The organism is Microbacterium sp. 2216-1 (assembly GCF_046507855.1).
Classification (GTDB): Bacteria; Actinomycetota; Actinomycetes; order Actinomycetales; family Microbacteriaceae; genus Microbacterium; species Microbacterium esteraromaticum_C.
The window spans coordinates 78459-97519 of record NZ_JBKFTM010000002.1 but is presented as its reverse complement, the minus strand read 5'-3'; the positions used below and the strand labels follow the sequence as shown (position 1 = coordinate 97519).

Annotated in this window: 19 protein-coding genes and 1 tRNA gene; 13 read left to right on the top strand and 7 right to left on the bottom strand. The window is 69.3% G+C overall.

What is annotated here, in order from left to right; all coding sequences use genetic code 11:
• Positions 1-7: 7 nt before the first annotated feature.
• The 8 genes from ACLD0U_RS08360 (at position 8) to ACLD0U_RS08325 (ending at position 8680) form a co-directional block, all read left to right on the top strand.
• Positions 8-1066 (top strand): ABC transporter substrate-binding protein, encoded by a 1059-nt coding sequence (locus ACLD0U_RS08360; RefSeq protein WP_410340340.1) that lies wholly within the window; start codon positions 8-10, stop codon positions 1064-1066.
• Positions 1066-1932, top strand: coding sequence for an ABC transporter ATP-binding protein (locus ACLD0U_RS08355; protein ID WP_410340339.1), 867 nt, complete (start codon positions 1066-1068; stop codon positions 1930-1932). The genes ACLD0U_RS08360 and ACLD0U_RS08355 overlap by 1 nt, the downstream gene beginning before the upstream one ends.
• A complete protein-coding gene (locus tag ACLD0U_RS08350) occupies positions 1922-2812 on the top strand; it encodes an ABC transporter permease (RefSeq protein WP_410340338.1) in 891 nt (296 codons plus the stop codon). Before ACLD0U_RS08355 ends, ACLD0U_RS08350 begins: the two co-directional genes overlap by 11 nt.
• Complete coding sequence (cobA, locus tag ACLD0U_RS08345) at positions 2809-3711, top strand: uroporphyrinogen-III C-methyltransferase (protein WP_410340337.1); 903 nt, start codon at positions 2809-2811, stop codon at positions 3709-3711. Before ACLD0U_RS08350 ends, cobA begins: the two co-directional genes overlap by 4 nt.
• A gap of 45 nt (positions 3712-3756) precedes the next feature.
• A complete protein-coding gene (locus tag ACLD0U_RS08340) occupies positions 3757-5175 on the top strand; it encodes an FAD-dependent oxidoreductase (protein WP_410340336.1) in 1419 nt (472 codons plus the stop codon).
• Complete coding sequence (fdxA, locus tag ACLD0U_RS08335; protein ID WP_410340335.1) at positions 5172-5507, top strand: ferredoxin; 336 nt, start codon at positions 5172-5174, stop codon at positions 5505-5507. Before ACLD0U_RS08340 ends, fdxA begins: the two co-directional genes overlap by 4 nt.
• Positions 5500-6426, top strand: a complete 927-nt coding sequence (locus tag ACLD0U_RS08330; RefSeq protein ID WP_410340334.1) for an NAD(P)/FAD-dependent oxidoreductase — start codon at positions 5500-5502, stop codon at positions 6424-6426. The genes fdxA and ACLD0U_RS08330 overlap by 8 nt, the downstream gene beginning before the upstream one ends.
• Positions 6427-6610: 184 nt before the next feature.
• On the top strand, positions 6611-8680 hold the full coding sequence (locus ACLD0U_RS08325; protein ID WP_410340333.1) for an ATP-dependent helicase: 2070 nt from the start codon (positions 6611-6613) through the stop codon (positions 8678-8680).
• A gap of 63 nt (positions 8681-8743) precedes the next feature.
• Here the strand turns inward: ACLD0U_RS08325 and ACLD0U_RS08320 are convergent, their stop codons facing one another.
• The 3 genes from ACLD0U_RS08320 to ACLD0U_RS08310 form a co-directional block, all read right to left on the bottom strand.
• Positions 8744-9775 (bottom strand): hypothetical protein, encoded by a 1032-nt coding sequence (locus ACLD0U_RS08320; protein WP_410340332.1) that lies wholly within the window; start codon positions 9773-9775, stop codon positions 8744-8746.
• Positions 9765-11492 carry an Eco57I restriction-modification methylase domain-containing protein gene (locus ACLD0U_RS08315; RefSeq protein ID WP_410340331.1) on the bottom strand — a complete coding sequence of 576 codons (1728 nt, stop codon included), beginning with the start codon at positions 11490-11492 and terminating at the stop codon, positions 9765-9767. The genes ACLD0U_RS08320 and ACLD0U_RS08315 overlap by 11 nt, the downstream gene beginning before the upstream one ends.
• Before the next feature lie 62 nt (positions 11493-11554).
• The gene (locus ACLD0U_RS08310; protein ID WP_410340330.1) at positions 11555-12112 is read right to left on the bottom strand and encodes a carboxymuconolactone decarboxylase family protein; all 558 of its coding nucleotides are present in this window, start codon (positions 12110-12112) and stop codon (positions 11555-11557) included.
• Positions 12113-12236: 124 nt separating this feature from the next.
• On the opposite strand from ACLD0U_RS08310, the gene ACLD0U_RS08305 reads away from it, so the two are divergent.
• Positions 12237-13085 (top strand): AraC family transcriptional regulator, encoded by an 849-nt coding sequence (locus tag ACLD0U_RS08305; RefSeq protein WP_410340329.1) that lies wholly within the window; start codon positions 12237-12239, stop codon positions 13083-13085.
• A gap of 24 nt (positions 13086-13109) precedes the next feature.
• On the opposite strand, the gene cls is transcribed toward ACLD0U_RS08305, so the two are convergent.
• From cls to ACLD0U_RS08285, 4 genes are all read right to left on the bottom strand, one after another.
• Positions 13110-14558 (bottom strand): cardiolipin synthase, encoded by a 1449-nt coding sequence (gene cls / locus ACLD0U_RS08300; protein ID WP_410340328.1) that lies wholly within the window; start codon positions 14556-14558, stop codon positions 13110-13112.
• The gene (locus ACLD0U_RS08295) at positions 14555-15037 is read right to left on the bottom strand and encodes an ASCH domain-containing protein (RefSeq protein WP_410340327.1); all 483 of its coding nucleotides are present in this window, start codon (positions 15035-15037) and stop codon (positions 14555-14557) included. The genes cls and ACLD0U_RS08295 overlap by 4 nt, the downstream gene beginning before the upstream one ends.
• A 15-nt stretch (positions 15038-15052) precedes the next feature.
• On the bottom strand, positions 15053-15580 hold the full coding sequence (locus ACLD0U_RS08290; RefSeq protein ID WP_410340326.1) for a hypothetical protein: 528 nt from the start codon (positions 15578-15580) through the stop codon (positions 15053-15055).
• Between the two features lie 22 nt (positions 15581-15602).
• Positions 15603-15676: transfer RNA gene (locus ACLD0U_RS08285), tRNA-Gly, on the bottom strand.
• 291 nt (positions 15677-15967) lie between these two features.
• On the opposite strand from ACLD0U_RS08285, the gene ACLD0U_RS08280 reads away from it, so the two are divergent.
• The 4 genes from ACLD0U_RS08280 to ACLD0U_RS08265 all read left to right on the top strand — a co-directional run bounded on the left by ACLD0U_RS08280 (position 15968) and on the right by ACLD0U_RS08265 (position 18972).
• A complete protein-coding gene (locus ACLD0U_RS08280) occupies positions 15968-16912 on the top strand; it encodes an ABC transporter ATP-binding protein (protein WP_410340325.1) in 945 nt (314 codons plus the stop codon).
• Positions 16909-17715 (top strand): ABC transporter permease subunit, encoded by an 807-nt coding sequence (locus ACLD0U_RS08275; RefSeq protein ID WP_206821467.1) that lies wholly within the window; start codon positions 16909-16911, stop codon positions 17713-17715. The genes ACLD0U_RS08280 and ACLD0U_RS08275 overlap by 4 nt, the downstream gene beginning before the upstream one ends.
• 92 nt (positions 17716-17807) lie before the next feature.
• Complete coding sequence (gene dcd / locus ACLD0U_RS08270; protein ID WP_179409693.1) at positions 17808-18413, top strand: dCTP deaminase; 606 nt, start codon at positions 17808-17810, stop codon at positions 18411-18413.
• Position 18414: 1 nt separating this feature from the next.
• Entirely contained in the window at positions 18415-18972 is a 558-nt protein-coding gene (locus ACLD0U_RS08265; protein WP_410340324.1) for a hypothetical protein, read from the top strand.
• Positions 18973-19061: the final 89 nt, after the last annotated feature.

Here is a 19061-nt window from a genome sequence, read left to right as displayed (position 1 = left end):
GAAACCCGTGAAGATCACCCGCAGGACCACCGCTCTGACCGCCCTTGGACTGGCCGTCATGATGCTCGCGGGCTGTGCCTCAGCATCCGCCGATCAGAACGGCGCAGACCTCGCGGAAGTACGCGTGGGTTACTTCGCCAACGTGACCCACGCGCCGGCACTCGTCGGCATCTCGGAGGGCCTGCTGCAGGACGCGCTGGGCGACGTCGAGCTGAAGGCCGAGGTGCTGGGGGCCGGACCGGCCGCGATCGAGGCGCTGTCGGCCGGCGCGATCGATGCCGCCTACATCGGTCCGAACCCCGCGATCAACACGTTCATCCAGTCGGGCGGGCAGTCGGTGAACATCATCGCCGGGGCGACATCGGGCGGTGCGGCGCTGGTCGTGGACGACGAGATCACGGGCATCGACGACCTGAGGGGGAGCACCATCGCGACCCCGCAGCTCGGCAACACGCAGGATGTCGCGCTGCGCAGCTGGCTGACCGACGAGGGGCTGGCGACGTCCGTTTCGGGCGGCGGCGATGTGAACATCACGCCGACCGAGAACGCGCTGACGTTCACCCTGCTCCAGGATGGCGGCGTCGACGGCGCCTGGCTGCCCGAGCCGTGGGTGTCGCGGCTGGTGGTCGAGGCCGGTGCGACGGTGCTCGTCGATGAGAGGGATCTCTGGGACGATGGCGCGTTCCCGACGACGGTGCTGCTGGTGCGCGCGGACTTCGCGCGGCAGCATCCGGATGCCGTCGACGATCTGCTCGCCGGGCACATCGCCTCGGTGCAGTGGCTCGCCGACAACGCCGGCCAGGCGCCAGCGGTGATCAACTCCGCGCTGGAGGAGGCCACGGGCAAGGGCCTGTCCGACGAGGTACTGACCCGTGCGCTGCAGAACGTGACCTTCACGGTTGATCCGCACGCCGAGACGTTCGAGAGGCTCGTACAGAACGGTCTGACCGCCGGCACGCAGAAGGATGGGTCGATCGACGGGCTGTTCGATCTGCGGGCGTTGAACGCGCAACTGACGGACGGCGGCCAGGAGGCTGTATCGGCAGCCGGGCTGGGTGCGGACTGATGGGCGCCTTCGCAGCCAAGAGCGTGGATGCCCCGGCATCCACCGTCCGACTGGCGCCGAGCTTCGACGGCATCGACCCGGCGCCGTCGCCGGCTCCTGCCGTCACTCCCGCCGTGCGGATCTCGCACGTCACCAAGCGGTACGGCACCGGGCCCGTCGTGCTCGACGACATCTCACTCGACATCGCCCCCGGCGAGTTCGTCTGCCTGCTCGGCGCCTCCGGCTGCGGCAAGTCAACGCTGCTGAACCTCATCGCCGGACTCGAAGCGGCCAGCGCCGGCACGGTCGAGGTCGCCGCGACCCCGTCACACCGTGCAGGTTCTGCGAAGGGCGCGGCGGTGATGTTCCAGGAGGCCGCGCTGATGCCGTGGCTCACGGCCCGCAAGAACATCGAACTGGCGCTGCGACTGCGCAGGGTACCGCGTGGCGAGCGTCGGGCCGAGGCCGACCGGCTGCTCGGCATCGTGAACCTCACCGAGGCGGCACAGAAGCGTCCGCACGAACTCTCCGGCGGCATGCGGCAGCGCGTCGCGCTCGCGAGGGCGCTGGCACAGAACCGTCCGGTGCTGCTGATGGATGAGCCCTTCGCAGCGCTGGATGCCATCACCCGCGACCTGCTGCACGAGGAGCTCGAGCGGGTCTGGCGCGCCACCGGCCGCACGATCGTCTTCGTCACGCACAACGTGCGCGAGGCCGCCAGGCTGGGGCAGCGGGTCATCCTGCTCTCCAGCCGGCCCGGTCGCATCGCGGGGGAGTGGCGCATTCACAACACCGTCGGCCGCCGCATCGAATCCCCCGAAGTGGCGGCGTTGGCCGCAGAGATCACCGCCGAGCTGCGCAAGGAGATCGCCCGAAATGCCTCCTGAGAACGGCACAGCAGAGCAGGCCGATCTCGATACGCTCTCGGCAGGCCTCGACCGCTTGCAGTCCGGCGACGACGATCGCCGATCACTCGTGCGCGACGCGCTGTCGAAAGTGCTGCCGCCGATCATCCTGCTGCTCGTACTGCTCGGCATCTGGCAGGCGTACGTGACGATCGCGAACCCGCGCCCCGATAAAGCGCCCAGTCCCGCACAGGTCGTCTCGGCCCTCGGTGACGCGTGGGCATCCGGCCGGCTGCAGGAGGCGGTGGCGACCAGCCTGGAGCGCGGCGTGATCGGTTTCGTCATCGCGATCGTCGTGGGCACACCGCTCGCACTGTTGCTCGCGGAGTGGAAGCCGCTGCGGCGCGCCGCCGGTCCGCTGATCTCGGGCCTGCAGGTGCTGCCCTCGGTCGCCTGGGTGCCCGCCGCGATCATCTGGTTCGGCCTCTCTGACGCCACGGTCTACTTCGTGATCCTGATGGGCGCGATCCCCTCGATCGTCAACGGCATGCTCTCGGGCATCGACCAGGTGCCACCGCAGCTGCGCCGGGTCGGCACGGTGCTCGGCGCGAGCCGCTGGCAACTGGCCACTGAGATCGCGTTGCCGGCATCCCTGCCCGGCTATGTCGCCGGCCTCAAGCAGGGGTGGGCCTTCTCGTGGCGATCGCTGATGGCGGCCGAGATCATCGCCGTGGGCGGCTCGATCGGCTTCGGCCTCGGCTCGATGCTGCAGCAGTCCCGCGAACTCGCCGACCTCGCCGCCGTGCTCGGCACGATCATCCTGATCCTGGGCATCGGCATCCTGATCGAACTCGTGATCTTCGGGCCCCTCGAGCGGCGCATGCTGCGCGGGCGCGGCCTCATCCTCGGAGGTGCCAGATGACCGGACATGTCACGCTCGTCGGGGCGGGACCAGGCGACGCTGGGCTGCTGACCCTGCGCGGTCTTCGAGCGCTCGAGAAGGCCGACGTGATCGTCGCCGACCGGCTGGGCGCCCGGCAGGTGCTCGCCCAGCTGGCAGACGACGGCATCGTGCTTGCAGCCGAGGTGATCGACGTGGGAAAGCTGCCCGGTCACCATCGGGTGCCGCAGGACGGCATCAACGATCTGCTGGTGCAGCGCGCCCTCCGCGGCGAGCACGTCGTCAGACTCAAGGGCGGCGATCCGTTCGTGTTCGGCCGTGGCCGTGAGGAACAGCTGCACTGCGAAGCCGCCGGTGTGCCGGTCGAGGTGGTGCCCGGCATCACCAGCGCCGTCTCGGTGCCGGCGATCGCGGGCATCCCGCTCACTCATCGCGGTGTCGCAGCGTCGTTCACGGTCGTCAGCGCACACGATCAGCTCGCGGCGGGCGGCACGCTGACCCGGTCGGCGGGCGACCACACGCTGGTGCTGCTGATGGGGGTCGGCACGCTCGGCCACTCCGCACACGTGCTGGCATCCGGTGCCCGCGGTCACGACTGCCCCGTCGCCATCATCGAGGACGGCTACGGCGCCGCGGAGCGGGTCACGATCGGCACCCTCGGCACGATCGCGCACCTGGCAGCACAGCGGCAGGTGCGCTCGCCGGCCGTGATCGTGGTCGGCGAGGTCGTGCGGCTGAGCCCGCACGCCGCGTACGGGGAACCCGTCCGGCGGACGGAGCCCGGTCGACGGGCATCCGAGCCGGTGGCGCCGAAGCGGCGCTGGGCGGATGCCCTCGACGCCGGCCTGGCCGTCGACACGAGCCTCGCCTCGGCCGTCGAGAGCGCGCTGACCACCGCTGAACCCACTCGCTCCCGCTGAACCCGCTCATCACGCTGAACCAGCCTTCTTCAGAAAGCCAACACCATGACCTCCACTCCTCTGACCCTGCGCGTCGCGATCGTCGGCGCCGGCCCCGCCGGCATCTACGCCGGCAACCTGCTGGCCACCGCGGTCGACGCCGTACGGCAGACACAGGGGCCGATCGAGGGTGTCGAGATCGACCTGTTCGAGTCGCTACCCGCCCCGTACGGCCTGATCCGGTACGGCGTTGCGCCCGATCACCCGCGCATCAAGGGCATCGTGAACTCGCTGCACGAGATGCTCGACGCCCAGATCGAGGGCGCCACGCGCCGCACGATCCGCTTCATCGGCAACGTCGAGGTCGGCCGCGACATCGCGCTCGACGAGTTGCGCGAGCGCTACCACGCGGTCATCCTCGCCACCGGTGCGATCCGCGACGCCGCACTCGACGTGCCTGGTGTAGACCTGCCCGGCTCCTACGGCGCGGCCGACTTCGTTGCGTGGTTCGACGGGCATCCCGATGTTGCGCGCACCTGGCCGCTGGACGCGAGCTCGGTGGCCGTCATCGGCAATGGCAATGTCGCCCTCGATGTGGCGCGGGTGCTCGCCAAGCATGCCGAGGATCTGCGCAGTACTGAGATTCCCGACAACGTACTCGCTGGGCTCGAGGCCTCGGCCGTCACCGACGTGCACGTGTTCGGGCGCCGTGGTCCCGCCGGCATCAAGTTCACCCCGATCGAGCTGCGCGAACTCGGCGAGGTCCCCGGCGTCGACGTCGTGCTGTACGACGAGGACTTCGAGGGCGTCGACCCCGCGGATGCGCCGAACAACCAGCTGAAGGTCATGCTGCGCACCCTGAACAGCTGGCGCGGACGGCCGACCGGCACGGCATCGCGCCGGCTGCACCTGCACTTCTGGCACGCTCCGGTCGCGATCGAGGGGGAGGGGCGAGTCTCGGGCATCCGATTCGAGCGCACTCGCGCCGGCGCCGACGGCGCGCTCGAACGCACCGGCGAGGTGCGCGAATACGACGTGCAGGCCGTCTACCGTGCCGTCGGCTATTACGGCACGCGAGTGGTCGGTGCGCCGTTCGACGAGGCGCACGGCGTGGTACCGAATGAGGGCGGTCGCGTCGTCGGCGAGCCGGGGCTGTACGCCACCGGCTGGATCAAGCGGGGCCCGGTGGGGCTGATCGGGCACACCAAGTCGGATGCCCTCGAGACCGTCACGAACCTGATCGCGGATGCTGGCGCTGGCGTGCTCGGCAACGCTGGGTCTCTGGCCGCGTCGGGGCGTGCGGGCGACGTGCTCGACCTGCTCGACGAGCGCGAGACCGCCTACACGACGTGGGATGGATGGCTGGCGCTGGATGCGCACGAGCGGGCGCTCGGTGAATCTCACGTGCACACCCGCGAGCGGGTCAAGGTCGTGCCGCGCGACGAGCAGGTGGCGGTGTCGCGCGACGGGGTGCTGGTTCGATGACGTACGTGATCGCGCTGCCGTGTGTGGATGTGAAGGACCGGGCGTGCATCGATGAGTGCCCGGTGGACTGCATCTACGAGGGCGAGCGGTCGCTGTACATCCATCCCGACGAGTGCGTCGACTGCGGTGCCTGCGAGCCGGTCTGCCCCGTTGAGGCGATCTACTACGAGGATGACGTGCCCGACGAGTGGTCCGATTACTACACCGCGAACGTCGAGTTCTTCAACGAGATCGGCTCACCGGGCGGCGCGGCGAAGGTCGGCGTGTACGCGTTCGATCACCCATTGGTGGCAGCATTGCCCGTGCCCGCAGGCGGGGGCGGCCATGACTGATCCCGAGTACGACGTGCTGATCGTCGGTGGCGGCCCGGCCGGGCTATCGGCCGCTCTGAACCTGGGGCGTGCGCTCATGCGCGTTCTGCTGATCGACGCCGATCGTCCCCGCAACGCGGCCACGCTGGTTTCGCACGGCTTCCTCACCCGCGACGGCGTCTCGCCACACGAGCTGCGCCGGCTCGCACGTGAGGAGCTCGCGGGCTATCCGAACGTCGTGATCCGCACCCGGCAGCGGGTGTTCGGCATCGCACCCGCCGCCGACGGTTTCCTCGCCGAGGTCGGCCGCCGAGAACCGACCGACGGTGTGCGCGCGCGGGCCGTGCTGCTGGCGACCGGACTGCGCGAGCAGCTGCCCGATGTGCCCAATCTGCGCGGGTTCTATGGCGTGAGCCTGTTCAGCTGCGTCGCCTGTGACGCCTGGGACCTGCGCGAGAAGCGTCTGGCGCTGATCGGTGAGAGCGCCGACCTCGTCGCCAGGGCACGGCTGATTGCGCGGTGGACCTCCCGGCTGACGGTGTTCACCCACGGTTCGGCGGTGATCGGGCCCGATGAGGAAGCCGAGCTGATCGCGCAGGGGATCACTGTGGAGCGCTCGCCGATCGTCGAGCTGCGCGGCGAACGGGGCGTGATCACGGGCATCCGCGTCGCCGACGGCGGCGACCACGAGATCGACGGAGGGTTCGTGCAGCCGCAGTGGGACGCCGAGCTCGCCTATCTGCGCGAGGTGATGCCAGATATCGATGAGGACGGGCATCTGATCGTCGATCGGTCGGGGCGCACCAGCCGGTCGGGGCTGTACGCCGCGGGCGACATCGCCGTCCCCGGCCCGCAACAACTCGTGGTCGCTGCCGGTGCCGGGGCGCGGGTCGCGGCGGTCATCGTGCACGACACGCTCGGGGTCACGACGACGCATTGAGCGGGGTCCGTGTGCCCTGTCGTGCGTGCGTGCACGAGAACAGGCTCGTTCGTGAGAACAGGCTGATTCTGCGGAAATGGGCCTGTTCCGGGTAACGAGCCTGTTCTCGGTGACGCGAGCGGAGGCGGATGCTGGAGGCGGGGGCGAATGCTGAGTGTCTGACCCCGCGGGTACCGTCGCCGGTGTGACAGAGAACGATGCACTCGCCGGACTCGACGCCGCTCAACTGCAGGCCGTCGAGCACGGCGACCGGCCGCTGGTGATCGCGGCCGGTGCGGGCACCGGCAAGACCCGCGTGCTCACCGCGCGCGTGGCCCGCCTGTTGCAGGCCGGGGTGGCGCCCGAGCGGATGCTGCTGCTCACCTTCACGCGGCGTGCGGCGGCGTCGATGATCACGCGCGCCGCGGCGATGTGCGGCGACGCGCAGGCGGCGCAGCGGATCGCCGGCGGCACCTTCCACGCGGTGGCGCACCGGATCGTCGCCGAGCACGCACAGCACCTGGGGCTGGCCGATGTCACGGTGCTCGATCCCGACGACGTGATCGATCTGCTCGATCTGCTGCGCTCCGAGCACGGCCTCGACGGCACAGGGCCGGCCGGGCAGACCACGCGCCTGCCGACCACGCGCACCATCGCCGACATCGGTTCGCGGGCGATCAACACCGGTACCCCGGCCCGGCAGGTGATCGACGAGCAGTTCCCGTGGGCGCTCGAGCACGCCGACGCGGTGCTCGCTCTGCTGCGGCACTACAGCATCCGAAAGCGCGAGCGCGGCCTGCTCGACTTCGACGACCTGCTCATCGCATGGCGGGCGCTGGTGCGCGACCCCGATGTCGGAGCGCGCCTGCGCGCGCGATGGGACTGGGTGCTCGTCGACGAGTACCAAGACGTCAACAGCCTGCAGGTCGACATCGTGCGCGGCCTTGCCCCCGATGGGCGGGGGCTCACGGTGGTCGGTGACGATGCGCAGGCGATCTACGGGTTCCGCGGGGCGAACGCGGGGCACCTGTTGGGGCTCGCCGAGAGCTTCGATGACGCGACGGTCGTGCGGTTGGAACGCAACTTCCGCTCGACCCAACCGATCCTCGACCTGGACAACGAGGTGCGTCCCGGTGATCTGGGGCTGCGTCTGCGGGCTGACCGTGCGGATCCGGGCGTCGCGCCGGCGCTCGTCGTCTGCCGCAATGCCGATGATGAGGCGCGCACGGTCGCCGACCGGATTCTCGCGGCCCACGCCGATGGCATGCCCCTGCGCGAACAGGCCGTGCTGATGCGCACCGGATCGCACAGCGCGCTACTGGAGGTCGAACTGAAGGTGCGGGGCATCCCGTTCCACAAGTTCGGTGGCATCGGGTACCTCGAGACCTCGCACGTGCGCGATCTGCTGGCGGGATTCCGGGTGGTGCTCAACCCCGCCGACGAGGTCTCCTGGTATCGGCTGCTGACCCGTCATCGCGCCATCGGCAAAGTGTCGGCGCGCACGCTGGCGGGGATCCTCGCCGATGGTGGTATCGACCGCGCGGCGGATGCTGTCGCCGCAGCACCCGCCAAGGCGCGCACGGGACTGGCGACGACGCTTTCGTTGCTGGGGGCGGTGGATGCCACGACAACCGTGCCCGAGCTCGTGGAGGCCTGCCGCGGTGCCGTCGACCCGCTGTTGCGTGCGCACTACGCCGACTGGCAGCGGCGGGTGACCGATGTCGACGGCATCGCTGAGGCGGCCGCGCGGCAGTCTGATCTGCGGATGTTCGTGAGTGAGCAGGCCCTCGACCCGGCGAACGTCGCGGGGGATTGGGCGAAGAAGCCGCATCTCGATGAGGACTGGGTGACGCTGTCGACCATCCACTCGGCTAAGGGGCTCGAGTTCAGCGCCGTGCACGTGATCCGCTCGTGCGATGGGTCGATGCCGTCAGACATGGCGTTGTCGTCGTCATCGGGGCTGGCCGAGGAGCAGCGGCTGTTCTACGTGGCGCTCACTCGGGCGCGCGACACACTCGATGTGTACGCGCCGGCGCGGTTGCCCACGCATCCGACGTCGTTCCTGGCCCGCCATGTGGTGGCGAAGCCGAGCCGCTTTCTCACCGCTGAGGCCCGGTCGCTGATGCAGACGGTCGACACAGCCGAGGGCGACGCGGCCGGTCGGGCGGGGGGCCCGGGCGGCGCGGCAGGGCAGGGCGATCCGGCGCCGAGGCGTGGAGCGGCTGCGGCCACCGCGCGAGTGCGGCTCGACGAGTTCGACGACCTGTTCGCGTGAGGCGGGGGCAGGTGCGTCGAGGCGTCACGAGGTCGCCTGAGCGCTCCGCCGATCGCCGAGGCTTCAGCCGATCGGCGGCGCCGTGCGGCGGCGTCGCCTGACCTCTTTGTGCAGGTTGACCGGCGCGGCGTCGAGCACCCGGGCGACCATCTCGGCCAGGAAACGTGCCGGGGTGAGCGGCGCGGGGATCGCATCGTGGCGGATGGTGACTCGCGGCAGCGCGCTCAGCGCCCGTGTGATTTCTGCGGCCTCAGCATCGACAGGGGTGCCGTCGGCATCCGGGTCTTCGGTGAGGCCCGCGGCGACGAGAGGGTTCTCGGGCTCTTCGTCCGCTTCAACGGCGGTGGGCGCGACAGTGTCGTCGTAGTCGATCATCACGAGGCAGGTCGCGTGGTACGCGTCGTCCTCACGGCCGAGCTTCTGCAACAGGTCGATCAGCCAGTCGGCCGTGTCGGGCTCTTTGTGCAGGATGTCGGCGCGCAACGCGAAGACGAAACCGAGGGCTGCGAGCGGATGCCGCAGACGCAGGTTCTTCGCATCGCCGTATGACTCCTCGACCCGGTTGGCGGCGTTCTTGCCGTACGACGAGTCCATGCGCTTGGTCGAGATCAGCAACTCGGGCCCGGTGGCCCAGTCGGTCATGATGACATCGACCTGCTTGAAGTAGTTCTTGCCGAGGATGCTGGCACTCGACGAGGTCACGCCGGACACTGACGACGCAGCCGCGAGGCGCTCGCCGATCGCGCGGCGCTCCTTGCCGGGCAGTGCCTTGAGCAGGTTCGCCACGGGTGCCGGAAGGATGCGGGGGCTGGTGGCTCGCGGCCAGGTGGCATCCGCGTCGAACCCGGAGCGACGCAGCTCGTAACTCAGCCAGACGTCGAGAGCGAGCGCGGGAACGCCGGTGCGAGAGGCCGCGCCCAGGTGCAGTGGCACACCCAGTAGTCGGGCAAGCGTGTCGTAGTCGGGTACGTAGCGCAGCTCGCCGTCCTCGCCCATCGTCCACGGGTTGCTGTGCTCTCCGCCCGGGGCGGCGTCATCGACGATCCGATCGAACAGCGCCCAGGCCTTGTTCTTCGCGGTGGGTTCAGCGGCCACTGGCTCCCCTGGTGACTCGGCGGCGGGTGAGTTCGGCATGGGCGGCACGGATCGCGAGCAGCTCGGACTCCGACGTGCGGCCCGATGAGCGCAGCAGCACCTCGTCGACCACGGCGACGGCATCGTGCAGGCGGCCAGAGCGCAGCATCCGCGCCACCTGCGGCTTCGCCGCCCGCAACCGGTCGGCGTGCTCGGCGATCAGCGCCGGGGTGGGCATCGCCCACCGGTCGGCCTCACGGGGTTCGATCTTGAGGATGCCGCCGCCGTAGGCGCGGCCGACCATCTCGGCGTTGAGCAGCGTGACCGAGTTGAGGCTCGCCAGCGGCAGCAGGTCGGCGCCGGCATCGCGCAGCTCGGGCTTGAGATACACGCCGTGCACCGAGTTGAGATGGTGCGCGCGGGCCGCGTTGGTCGTCAGCCGCGGGGTATCGGCGTTCATGTACGTCAGCAGCAGGTCGGCCGGCTTGACGAGGGGCACGCGGTGCCACTCTTTGCGCACCCGGCACTTGTAGGCCGTGTCGACGCCGGTGGCCTCGCCATAGCGGATGTAGTCCTGAGCGGCGCGCGACGGCTTCGCGCGCGGCGAGAACAGCAGGGTCGATTTCTCGGCGGCGCCCAACTGATGCCATGCCTTCGCCGTCAGCGCGAGGCCACGCAGGTGCGCGCTGCCGGGAGGGGAGAGGCGCAGCAGTTCGCTGCGGTCAAGGCCCAGCCGCTTGGCCCGCTCGGGCGAGAGGGTGAAGTAGCGGTTGTTGCCGGTCACGATGCCGAGCGTCGTGTCACCCCAGGCCTCGAGGTCGGTGAAGTGCCCTTCGGCGCGCAGCGTACGCAGGGGTTCGACGGCATTGGGGTCGACGATGCTGCCGGTCCACTTGGCATCGGGAGTCAGAGGCGCCCAGGTGGTGCCCGCGGGGAGCGCGTCGAGAGTCGCGGCATTGCGGGTCTGACGGAACAGGCCGCGATCTGTGGGGCCCTGTCGGAAGCCGTCGGCGAGCAGCAGCACCACGTCGGCCTCAGCCTCGGGGAAGACCTGCTCGTCGAAGAGGATCAGCTCGACCGAGCGGAAGTTCTCGAACAGGAACCGGCGCACGGGAGCGGCGTAGTTGACCGAGAGCAGTTCGGCGGGCAGCACCAGTCCCAGGCGACCACCGGGCTTGAGGAACAGTGCCGACTGCACCGTGAACGCCGCCCAGCTCGACGCCAGGCCGGTCAGCGAGACGCCGGCGCGCAGCGCCGCGGCGCGGGAGCGCGTGCGCGCTTCGCCCGAGAAGTCCTGGTATCGGATGTAGGGCGGGTTTCCGATCACCGCGTCGTACGTCGGCGTCGGCTCGACCAGGAAGAAGTCCTGCACAGTGATGTGCGGGATGCCTCCCGCCGCGCGTACGCGCTCGCTACCGACGTGGGCGCTGTGCGCGTGGATCTCGACGCCGTCGACGCGCGGCGCGGAACCATCGGATGCCAGCGAGCGCAGGCGCTCGACGGCCGACACCAGGAACGCCGCGTCTCCGGCGGATGGCTCGAGGACAGCATCCGATGCGTCGCGGATCGCCCACGCGGCGATGTGCGCGGTGATCGCCGCGGGTGTGAAGAACGCGCCCCGCGCTTTGCGCAGCGCGGCGGTGTCCTCCGGGTGGAGGGAAGGCGCAGTCGTCACCTCTCTATTGTGACGGTGCCGCGGTCGGTCGGCCGAGCGGCTGGCCGCGATGTCGGTGGGCATGGGGCAATCCTGCCGCCTGCCACCGACATCGCGGTGCCGTCGGACTGAGGGGACGATGCCGCTCAGGCCACAGGTGCCGCTGCGCGACGTAGCGGCACGGTCGCGAAGTCGACCGGCACATCCAGCGAGATGTTCACGTAGTTCGTGAAGATGTTGAGGGCGACCTGTCCGATCGTCTCGACGATCTGCTCGTCGGTCCAGCCGTGCTCGCGCAGCACGTCGAGGTCGGCCGACGAGGTCTGGCCGCGCTCGTCGACGAGCTTCAGGGCGAAAGCCAGCAGAGCCGCGGTGCGCGGGTCGTCGGACTCGCCGCCCTGGGCGGCCGAGAGCTGCTCACTCGTCAGGCCGGCCTTGCGGCCGAGTGCGGTGTGCGCGGCCAGGCAGTACCCGCAGGAGTTGCGGTCGGCGACGGCAACGGCGATCAGCTCGCTGAGCTGCGGGCCGAGCGAGCCCTCGCCGAACGCGCCGAAGGCGCCCCACATGCTGGCCAGGGTGGAAGGCGAGTTGGCGACGGCGCGGAACATGGCGGGGACCGCTCCGAACGCACCGGCGATCTGGTCGAGGTGTTCTGCGGTGGCTCCGGTGGCGTCTTCGCGGGCGATGAGAGTGACGTTCGGCATGGGGTTCTCCTTGTCGTGGCCTTCGGAGCCGAGTGGCTCCGTGACTCCAGTCTTGGCGCCCAGTACTGGATGATGCGTCTCGAATCGTCTTGATTTCATGACTATTCGTCTACAGAATGGCTGCATGGGCGCCATCGACCGACTGACCCCGCTGTTCGAGCGGTTCCGCGTACGCACGCGTCTGTTCCACAGCGGCCCACTGTGCGGTGTCACCGACTTCTCGTCCGTCGGACAGGGCTTTCTGCACGTGCTGCGGCGGGGCGAGCTCGACATGACGGTGGTCCACGACGATGGCAGTGTGCACCGCACCCACATCACGCGACCGAGCCTGCTGTTCTTCCCCCGCCCGATCCGGCACTCCTTCTACAATGCTCCGACCGATGAATCGGACTTCGCCTGCGCCACACTCGACTTCGACGGCGGTGCGACGCATCCCGTCGTGCGCACGCTGCCGCCGGTGATCGTGATCGATCTCGATGACCTCGCCGAGCTGCGCCCCGCGTTGGAGCTGCTGTTCGTCGAAGTCGACAACGTGCGCTGCGGGCGCCCCGTCGTCGCCGATCGCCTGTTCGAAGTGGTGCTCATCCAGGTGCTGCGGTGGATGCTCGATCACACCGACGCCCTGCAGCTGCCGCCCGGGCTGCTGCCCGCGCTCGGTGACGAACGACTGGCCCCCACGCTCATCGCGCTGCACGCCGACCCCGGACGGGGATGGAACCTCGACCTGATGGCCCGCGAGGCGAACATGTCGCGCAGTGCCTTCGCGGCCCGGTTCAAAGAGATCGTCGGGCGCACCCCCGCCGACTACCTGACCGACTGGCGGCTCTCAGTGGCACAGGACAGACTGCTCTCGGGCGCCTCCATCACCGCGGTGTCGATCGACCTCGGGTACTCGAGTCCGTCCGCGTTCACCCGGGCGTTCACACAGCGCATCGGCACGGCGCCGCGCGCCTGGCTTACCGCCGCCGGGTGAGAGTCGCGACTCGGCGACGGGTGATCAGTTCAGTGCCGACGTCAAGCGGGCCAGCCCGTCGAGGAACGTCGATTTCGCCGGCTCGCGCCGCCACTCCTCGAGCGTGAGCTCACGGCCAGCCTCGCGGTACTTCGCTTCGATCTCGCGCATCTGCGCGACGAACGACTCGCCCCGCACCAGCAGCGACAGCTCGGCGTTGAGGCTGAACGAGCGGATGTCCATATTGCTCGATCCGATCACCGCGATGTCATCGTCGATCGAGAAGTGCTTGGCGTGCAGGATGTATGGCGCCGGGTACAAGAAGATGCGCACCCCGGCGCGCAGCAGGGTCTCGTAGTACGACCGCTGCGCGTGGTAGACCAGCCCCTGGTCGCCGAGCTCCGAGACGAACAGCTGCACGTCCAGACCGCGCTGGCATGCCGTGGTGATGGCGTAGATCATCGCCTCATCGGGCACGAAGTACGGGCTCGTGAGGATCACGCGCTCGGTCGCGCCATGGATCAGTGACAGGAACAGGCGTAGGTTGTTCTCGGTGTCGAACGTGGGACCGCTCGGCACGAGCTGGCAGCGCAGGTCGCCTGCCCGCGCGATGTCGGATGCCGGTACATGCTCGCCGTCGAGATTCTCGCCGGTCTCGATCTTCCAGTCGGCGTGGAAGACAGCATCCACCTGGGCGACGGCAGGGCCATCGACGCGCGCGATCAACTCATGCCACTTCAGGCCGCGCTTGATGTTCTTGGGCGCGTTGTAGTCGCGCGAGATGAGGTTCTGCGAGCCCACGAAAGCGACGATTCCGTCGATCACGACGAGCTTGCGGTGGTTGCGCAGATCCGGGCGCTGGTACTCGCCCTTCAGCGGCCGCACCGGCAGCATCCACGACCAGGCCACGCCGATCTGATCGAGCTCGGCGAAGGTCTCGGCCGCGCCGGGGATCTTGCGCGAGGCGATGTGATCGGCGAGCAACCGCACGGTCACGCCGCGCTTCACGGCGTTCTCCATCGCGGTGAAGAACGGGCGCGTGGTGTCATCCCACGCCGTGATGTAGAACGCCACATGCACGTAGCGCTCGGCCCGATCGATCGCCGCGGCCATCGCATCGATCGACCCCTGGTAGTCGTCGATGAGCGCGAGCGATGACCCATCGACTTCGGCGATGCCGGTGAGCCCGTGGTTCTGTTCGACGACGCGCTGGAACCAGCGGGGATCGTCGGGGTGGATGCCCGCATCCGTCTCGCCGAGCACGGCGGTCAGGCGGCCGCGCTCGCCGCGGCGCTTCTTCGGCAACCGGAAGTTGCCGATCAGCAGGTACAACGCGATACCGACGTAGGGCACGAGGAAGATCAGCAACAGCCAGGCCATCGCGGCGGTGGGCTTGCGTTCGCGCGGGATGTAGATCAGGGCGACGATGTTGATCGTGAACGCTGCGAGCAGCGAGACCAGCCAGATGAGGTTGGTCGACAGCAGCGCGCTCATGCGTTCGCGTCTGTTGCGTCGGGGAGCGGATGCACGAGCTCGAACCGCTCGCAGAGCACCGGCATATCGGGCTCCCAGCCCCGCGGGCTCTCGGAGTGATTGCGCCAGAAACGCTCGTGGATCTCGCGCCAGGCGGCCAGCGAGAGGTCGCCCTCACCCTCGGCGTGTGCGTGCTCGGCAGTGACCTCGCCGAATGGCACGACATCTACCCTCGTCGTGCGGATCACGGCCTGCGGTTCACCGGCGCTGTCGAGGATCACACTCAGATCGCCGGCTTCGGGCATCCGATCCCCGGCGGCCTCGTAGTCCCACACCGACGACGCTGTTCCGGTCTTGATGCCCGAGAGCACAAGGTCGAGCAGCGAGTCGGCATGCTCGGGGGTCGCGCCGAACGCCCAGGCCTCGGGGACGGCGGCGGGCAGGTTCGGGACCTCGGCGCGCACCCGGCGCCAGTAGGTGTCGAGCAGCTCGATGGTCATGGGGCTCCTTGCGGATCAGTGGACGAAAGCCTTCAAAGCGATGAAGACGATGCCGAACGATGCGGTCATCAGCGCGCCGAGCAGGCGCATCAGCATCCCGTTGCCGCGGCGCAGGAACGCCACGTACCCCAGGAACGCGAGGATCACGGTGCCCGACCACAAGGCCACCTCGTTGGCAGCGTCGTCGGGGATCACCCGTGTGGTGCCGAGAAGCAGGATCAGTGCGGGGACGGATGCTGACGTGAGCATTCCGAACGAGTGAGCCAGCGAGCGGGTCAGCGCCGCGCGCACACCGACGTGGCCGTTCTCGGTCTCCTCGCCCATGCGGGCGACGGTTCCGGCATAAACATGCGCGGCCCAGAACACCAGCACCGTGACCCCGACCGTGATCAGCACCACACCCGAGGTCTCGCCGTGCGCCGATGAGACGGCGATCAGGCCGCTGACCAGGATCGTGCCGTACACGGCGGCCTCGGTGCCGAACCCCGGCTGCAGCGCCCGATGCGCCTTGAGGAACGGATGATCGTGTCGTGATCCTGGCATGGATCAGAGCCTATTCGGTGGTTGGAGGGGCTGACGGGAATCGAACCCGCGCTGTCTGCTTGGGAAGCAGAAGTTCTACCATTGAACTACAGCCCCGTACGCCGTTCGGCGCTTGGCAAGCATAACAAACCCGCGCGGAGCGCGATGAGCGCGGGGATGTTGGCATCCGTCGCTCGGAGATCTGCACAACGTCGGAGCAGAACCGGGCACGGCTCTCCGAGATTCTGCAGATCTCCGAAGTTGCGCTGCGCCAGCACCGCCCCGGCACCCGCGCCCGCACCCCACAGCCCCCACGGGCAGCATCCGACGTGCGGAGTACGCCGCACGGACCGATGTCATCCTGTGGGACGACGCGGCGCCGGCGCCCCGCCGAATAGCGTCGAAGGCATGATCACAGCAGAAGGTCTCAGCAAGCGCTACGGTGACAAGCTCGCCGTCGACAACGTGTCGTTCACGGTGCGACCGGGCAGTGTCACCGGCTTTCTCGGCCCCAACGGCGCCGGCAAGTCGACCACCATGCGCATGATCGTCGGGCTCGATCGGCCGACCTCGGGGCGCGTCACCATCGACGGCAAGGACTACGCCAAGCTGGGCGCGCCGCTCACCGAGGTGGGCGTGCTGCTCGACGCGAAGGCGGTGCACACCGGCCGCAGCGCCCGCAACCACCTCAAGGCGATGGCCGCCACCCATGGCATCCCCGCGTCGCGCGTCGACGAGGTGATCGAGATCACCGGCCTCGGTTCGGTGGCGGGAAAGCGCGCCGGCGGATTCTCGCTGGGTATGGGGCAGCGCCTCGGCATCGCCGCCGCACTGCTCGGCGACCCGCACACGCTGATCCTCGATGAGCCGGTCAACGGCCTCGACCCCGAAGGCGTGCGCTGGGTGCGTCAGTTCGTACGGCACGCAGCATCCGAGGGTCGCACTGTGCTGCTCTCCAGTCACCTCATGAGCGAGATGTCGCAGACCGCCGATCATGTGATCGTGCTCGGTCGCGGCAAGGTGCTCGCCGATGCCCCACTGCCTGAACTGGTGCGCGCGTGGACCACCGCCCGCGTGCTCGTGCGCAGCCCTCGGGCATCCGAACTCGCCGACGTGCTCGCCGCACCTGACGTCGAGATCGTCGCCGCCGATCGCTTCACGCTCGACGTCAGCGGCCTGCCGGCTTCGCGCATCGGCGACCTCGCCGCCGAGCGCGGCATCGCCATCCATGAACTCACCCCCACCAGCGGTTCGCTCGAAGACGCCTACCTCGCCCTCACCGGCGATTCGGTCGAGTACCGCACCCGTGCCGTCCCGCAGGATGGTGCCCAGCTCGAGGAGGCCCTCGCATGACCGCGATCCAGGCCGGTGCCGTGCGCACCCGCACCAGTGCGTACCGGGTGACCTTCGCGCACCAGGTGCGCAGCGAACTGCTCAAGCTGCTGACCGTGCGCGGCACCTGGTGGTCGGTCGCGATCGTCGCCGTGCTGAACGTGGGGCTCGCCTTCGCGATCACCTCGACGCTGTCGGCGCCGGCCGACGTGATGATGGCCGTCGTCGCCCCCGTGCAGTTCACCATGCTGCTGGCCGGGATCCTCGGCGTGATCTCGGTGACCGGCGAGTACTCGACCGGCATGATCCGCTCGACGCTCACCGCGAACCCGGTGCGCGGGTCGGTGCTCGCAGCGAAGGCCGCGGTGCTGGCGGCGTTCATGTTCGTGGTGGCGCTGGTGATCATGCTGATCACGGCGATCGCGATCACCCCGCTGGCCGTCGCCAACGACCTGGGCATCGCCTGGAACGAACCCGAGCAGTCGATCCTGCCGATCGTCTCGGCGGCGGGAACGATGGCGCTGTTCGCCATTCTCGGCGTCGGTCTCGGCTTCGTGCTGCGCTCGGGCGCGGGAGCGATCGCGGTGACCGTCGGCATCCTGTTCGTGCTGCCGATCATCGTGACTCTGCTGATGGGCTTCGCCTCTGACGTCACGTGGATCCAGACCCTCGGCGACTACCTGCCCTCGAACGCGGTGCAGAGCGCCGTGATGCCCTCGGAGGAATGGGGGCTGAGCCGCGGTGAGGCGTGGCTGACGCTCACCGGATGGTCAGCGGCTGCGCTGCTGGGCGGTTGGGCCGTGCTGCGCGGTCGAGACGCCTGACGCCTGCCTGACAGTGCAGAGCCCGTCGTGGTCGCCACGGCGGGCTCTGTGATCTCCCGGTGCGGGGCCTCTCGGCGCGTTACCCTGAAAGCGTGCTTCTCAGCGACCGCGACATCAAGGCAGAACTCGAATCGGGCCGCATCGGGCTCTCGCCGTTCGACGACGAGATGGTGCAGCCATCGAGTGTCGATGTGCGCCTCGACCGGTACTTCCGTCTCTTCGACAACCACAAGTACCCGTTCATCGATCCGTCGGTCGACCAGCCCGAGCTCACGCGCCTGATCGAGGTCGACCCCGGCGAGCCGTTCATCCTGCACCCGGGTGAGTTCGCGCTCGGCGCGACGTTCGAGCAGGTCACCCTCCCCAACGATGTGGCGGCCCGCCTGGAGGGCAAGTCGTCGCTCGGCCGCCTCGGGCTGATCACGCACTCGACCGCGGGATTCGTCGACCCCGGCTTCACCGGGCACGTCACGCTGGAACTCGCCAACGTCGCCACCCTGCCGATCAAACTCTGGCCGGGCATGAAGATCGGCCAGTTCTGCTTCTTCCGGCTCACCTCGCCGGCAGAGAACGCCTACGGCTCGGGGCCGTACGGCAATCGCTACCAGGGGCAGCGCGGCCCCACGGCATCCCGCGCATTCCAGAATTTCCACCGCACCGATGTGAGCACGACCGATGCGGGAGCGATCGGAGGCTGACATGTCAGACCCTGTCAACGGCGAGAACGAAGAGGCGACCCGGCCCGCGTCGCCCGAGACAGGGGCGGAGTCGCCCGAGCAGGCGGCGGCGGATGCCATCAGCGAGGCCGCTGCGCTCGCCGACGCACCGGCGCTGACCGAGGGCGACGTCTCTGACGTCGTGATCGCGGATGCTGAGATCCCGCCGCCCACGGTGCCGGCGCTCGACATTCCCGAGCCGGTGCTTCCGGCATCCGCTCTGCAGGAACCGGTGATCCCACCGGAACCGGGCGGCGCCGACGATGCGCCGACGACGCGGGCCTCACGCCGGGGGCTGCCGAGCGTGGACACGCTGCCCGAACCGGCTCCCATTCCGCGCGACCCGGCCGTGGTGCCGCCCGCCGCCGGTGCCGCCTCGGGCGGCTACCGCGGCCTGACGGTCGCGATCTTCGTGCTTCTCGTGGTGTTGCTCATCGCCGCGGTCGCGACGGTCGTCGTGCTGGCCACGACGGGGCCTGCGCTGTTCTCAGCAGAGGCGGTCACGGCCGTTGACAGAGCATTCGGCGGTTCGCCGGCGTAGCGACGCGCGCAGGCACAAGGGCACGCGCGCACAAGCGCATACGGCACTGCGGGGCCGGAAACTCGTCCTCCCGTAACCGAGAAGGCGTG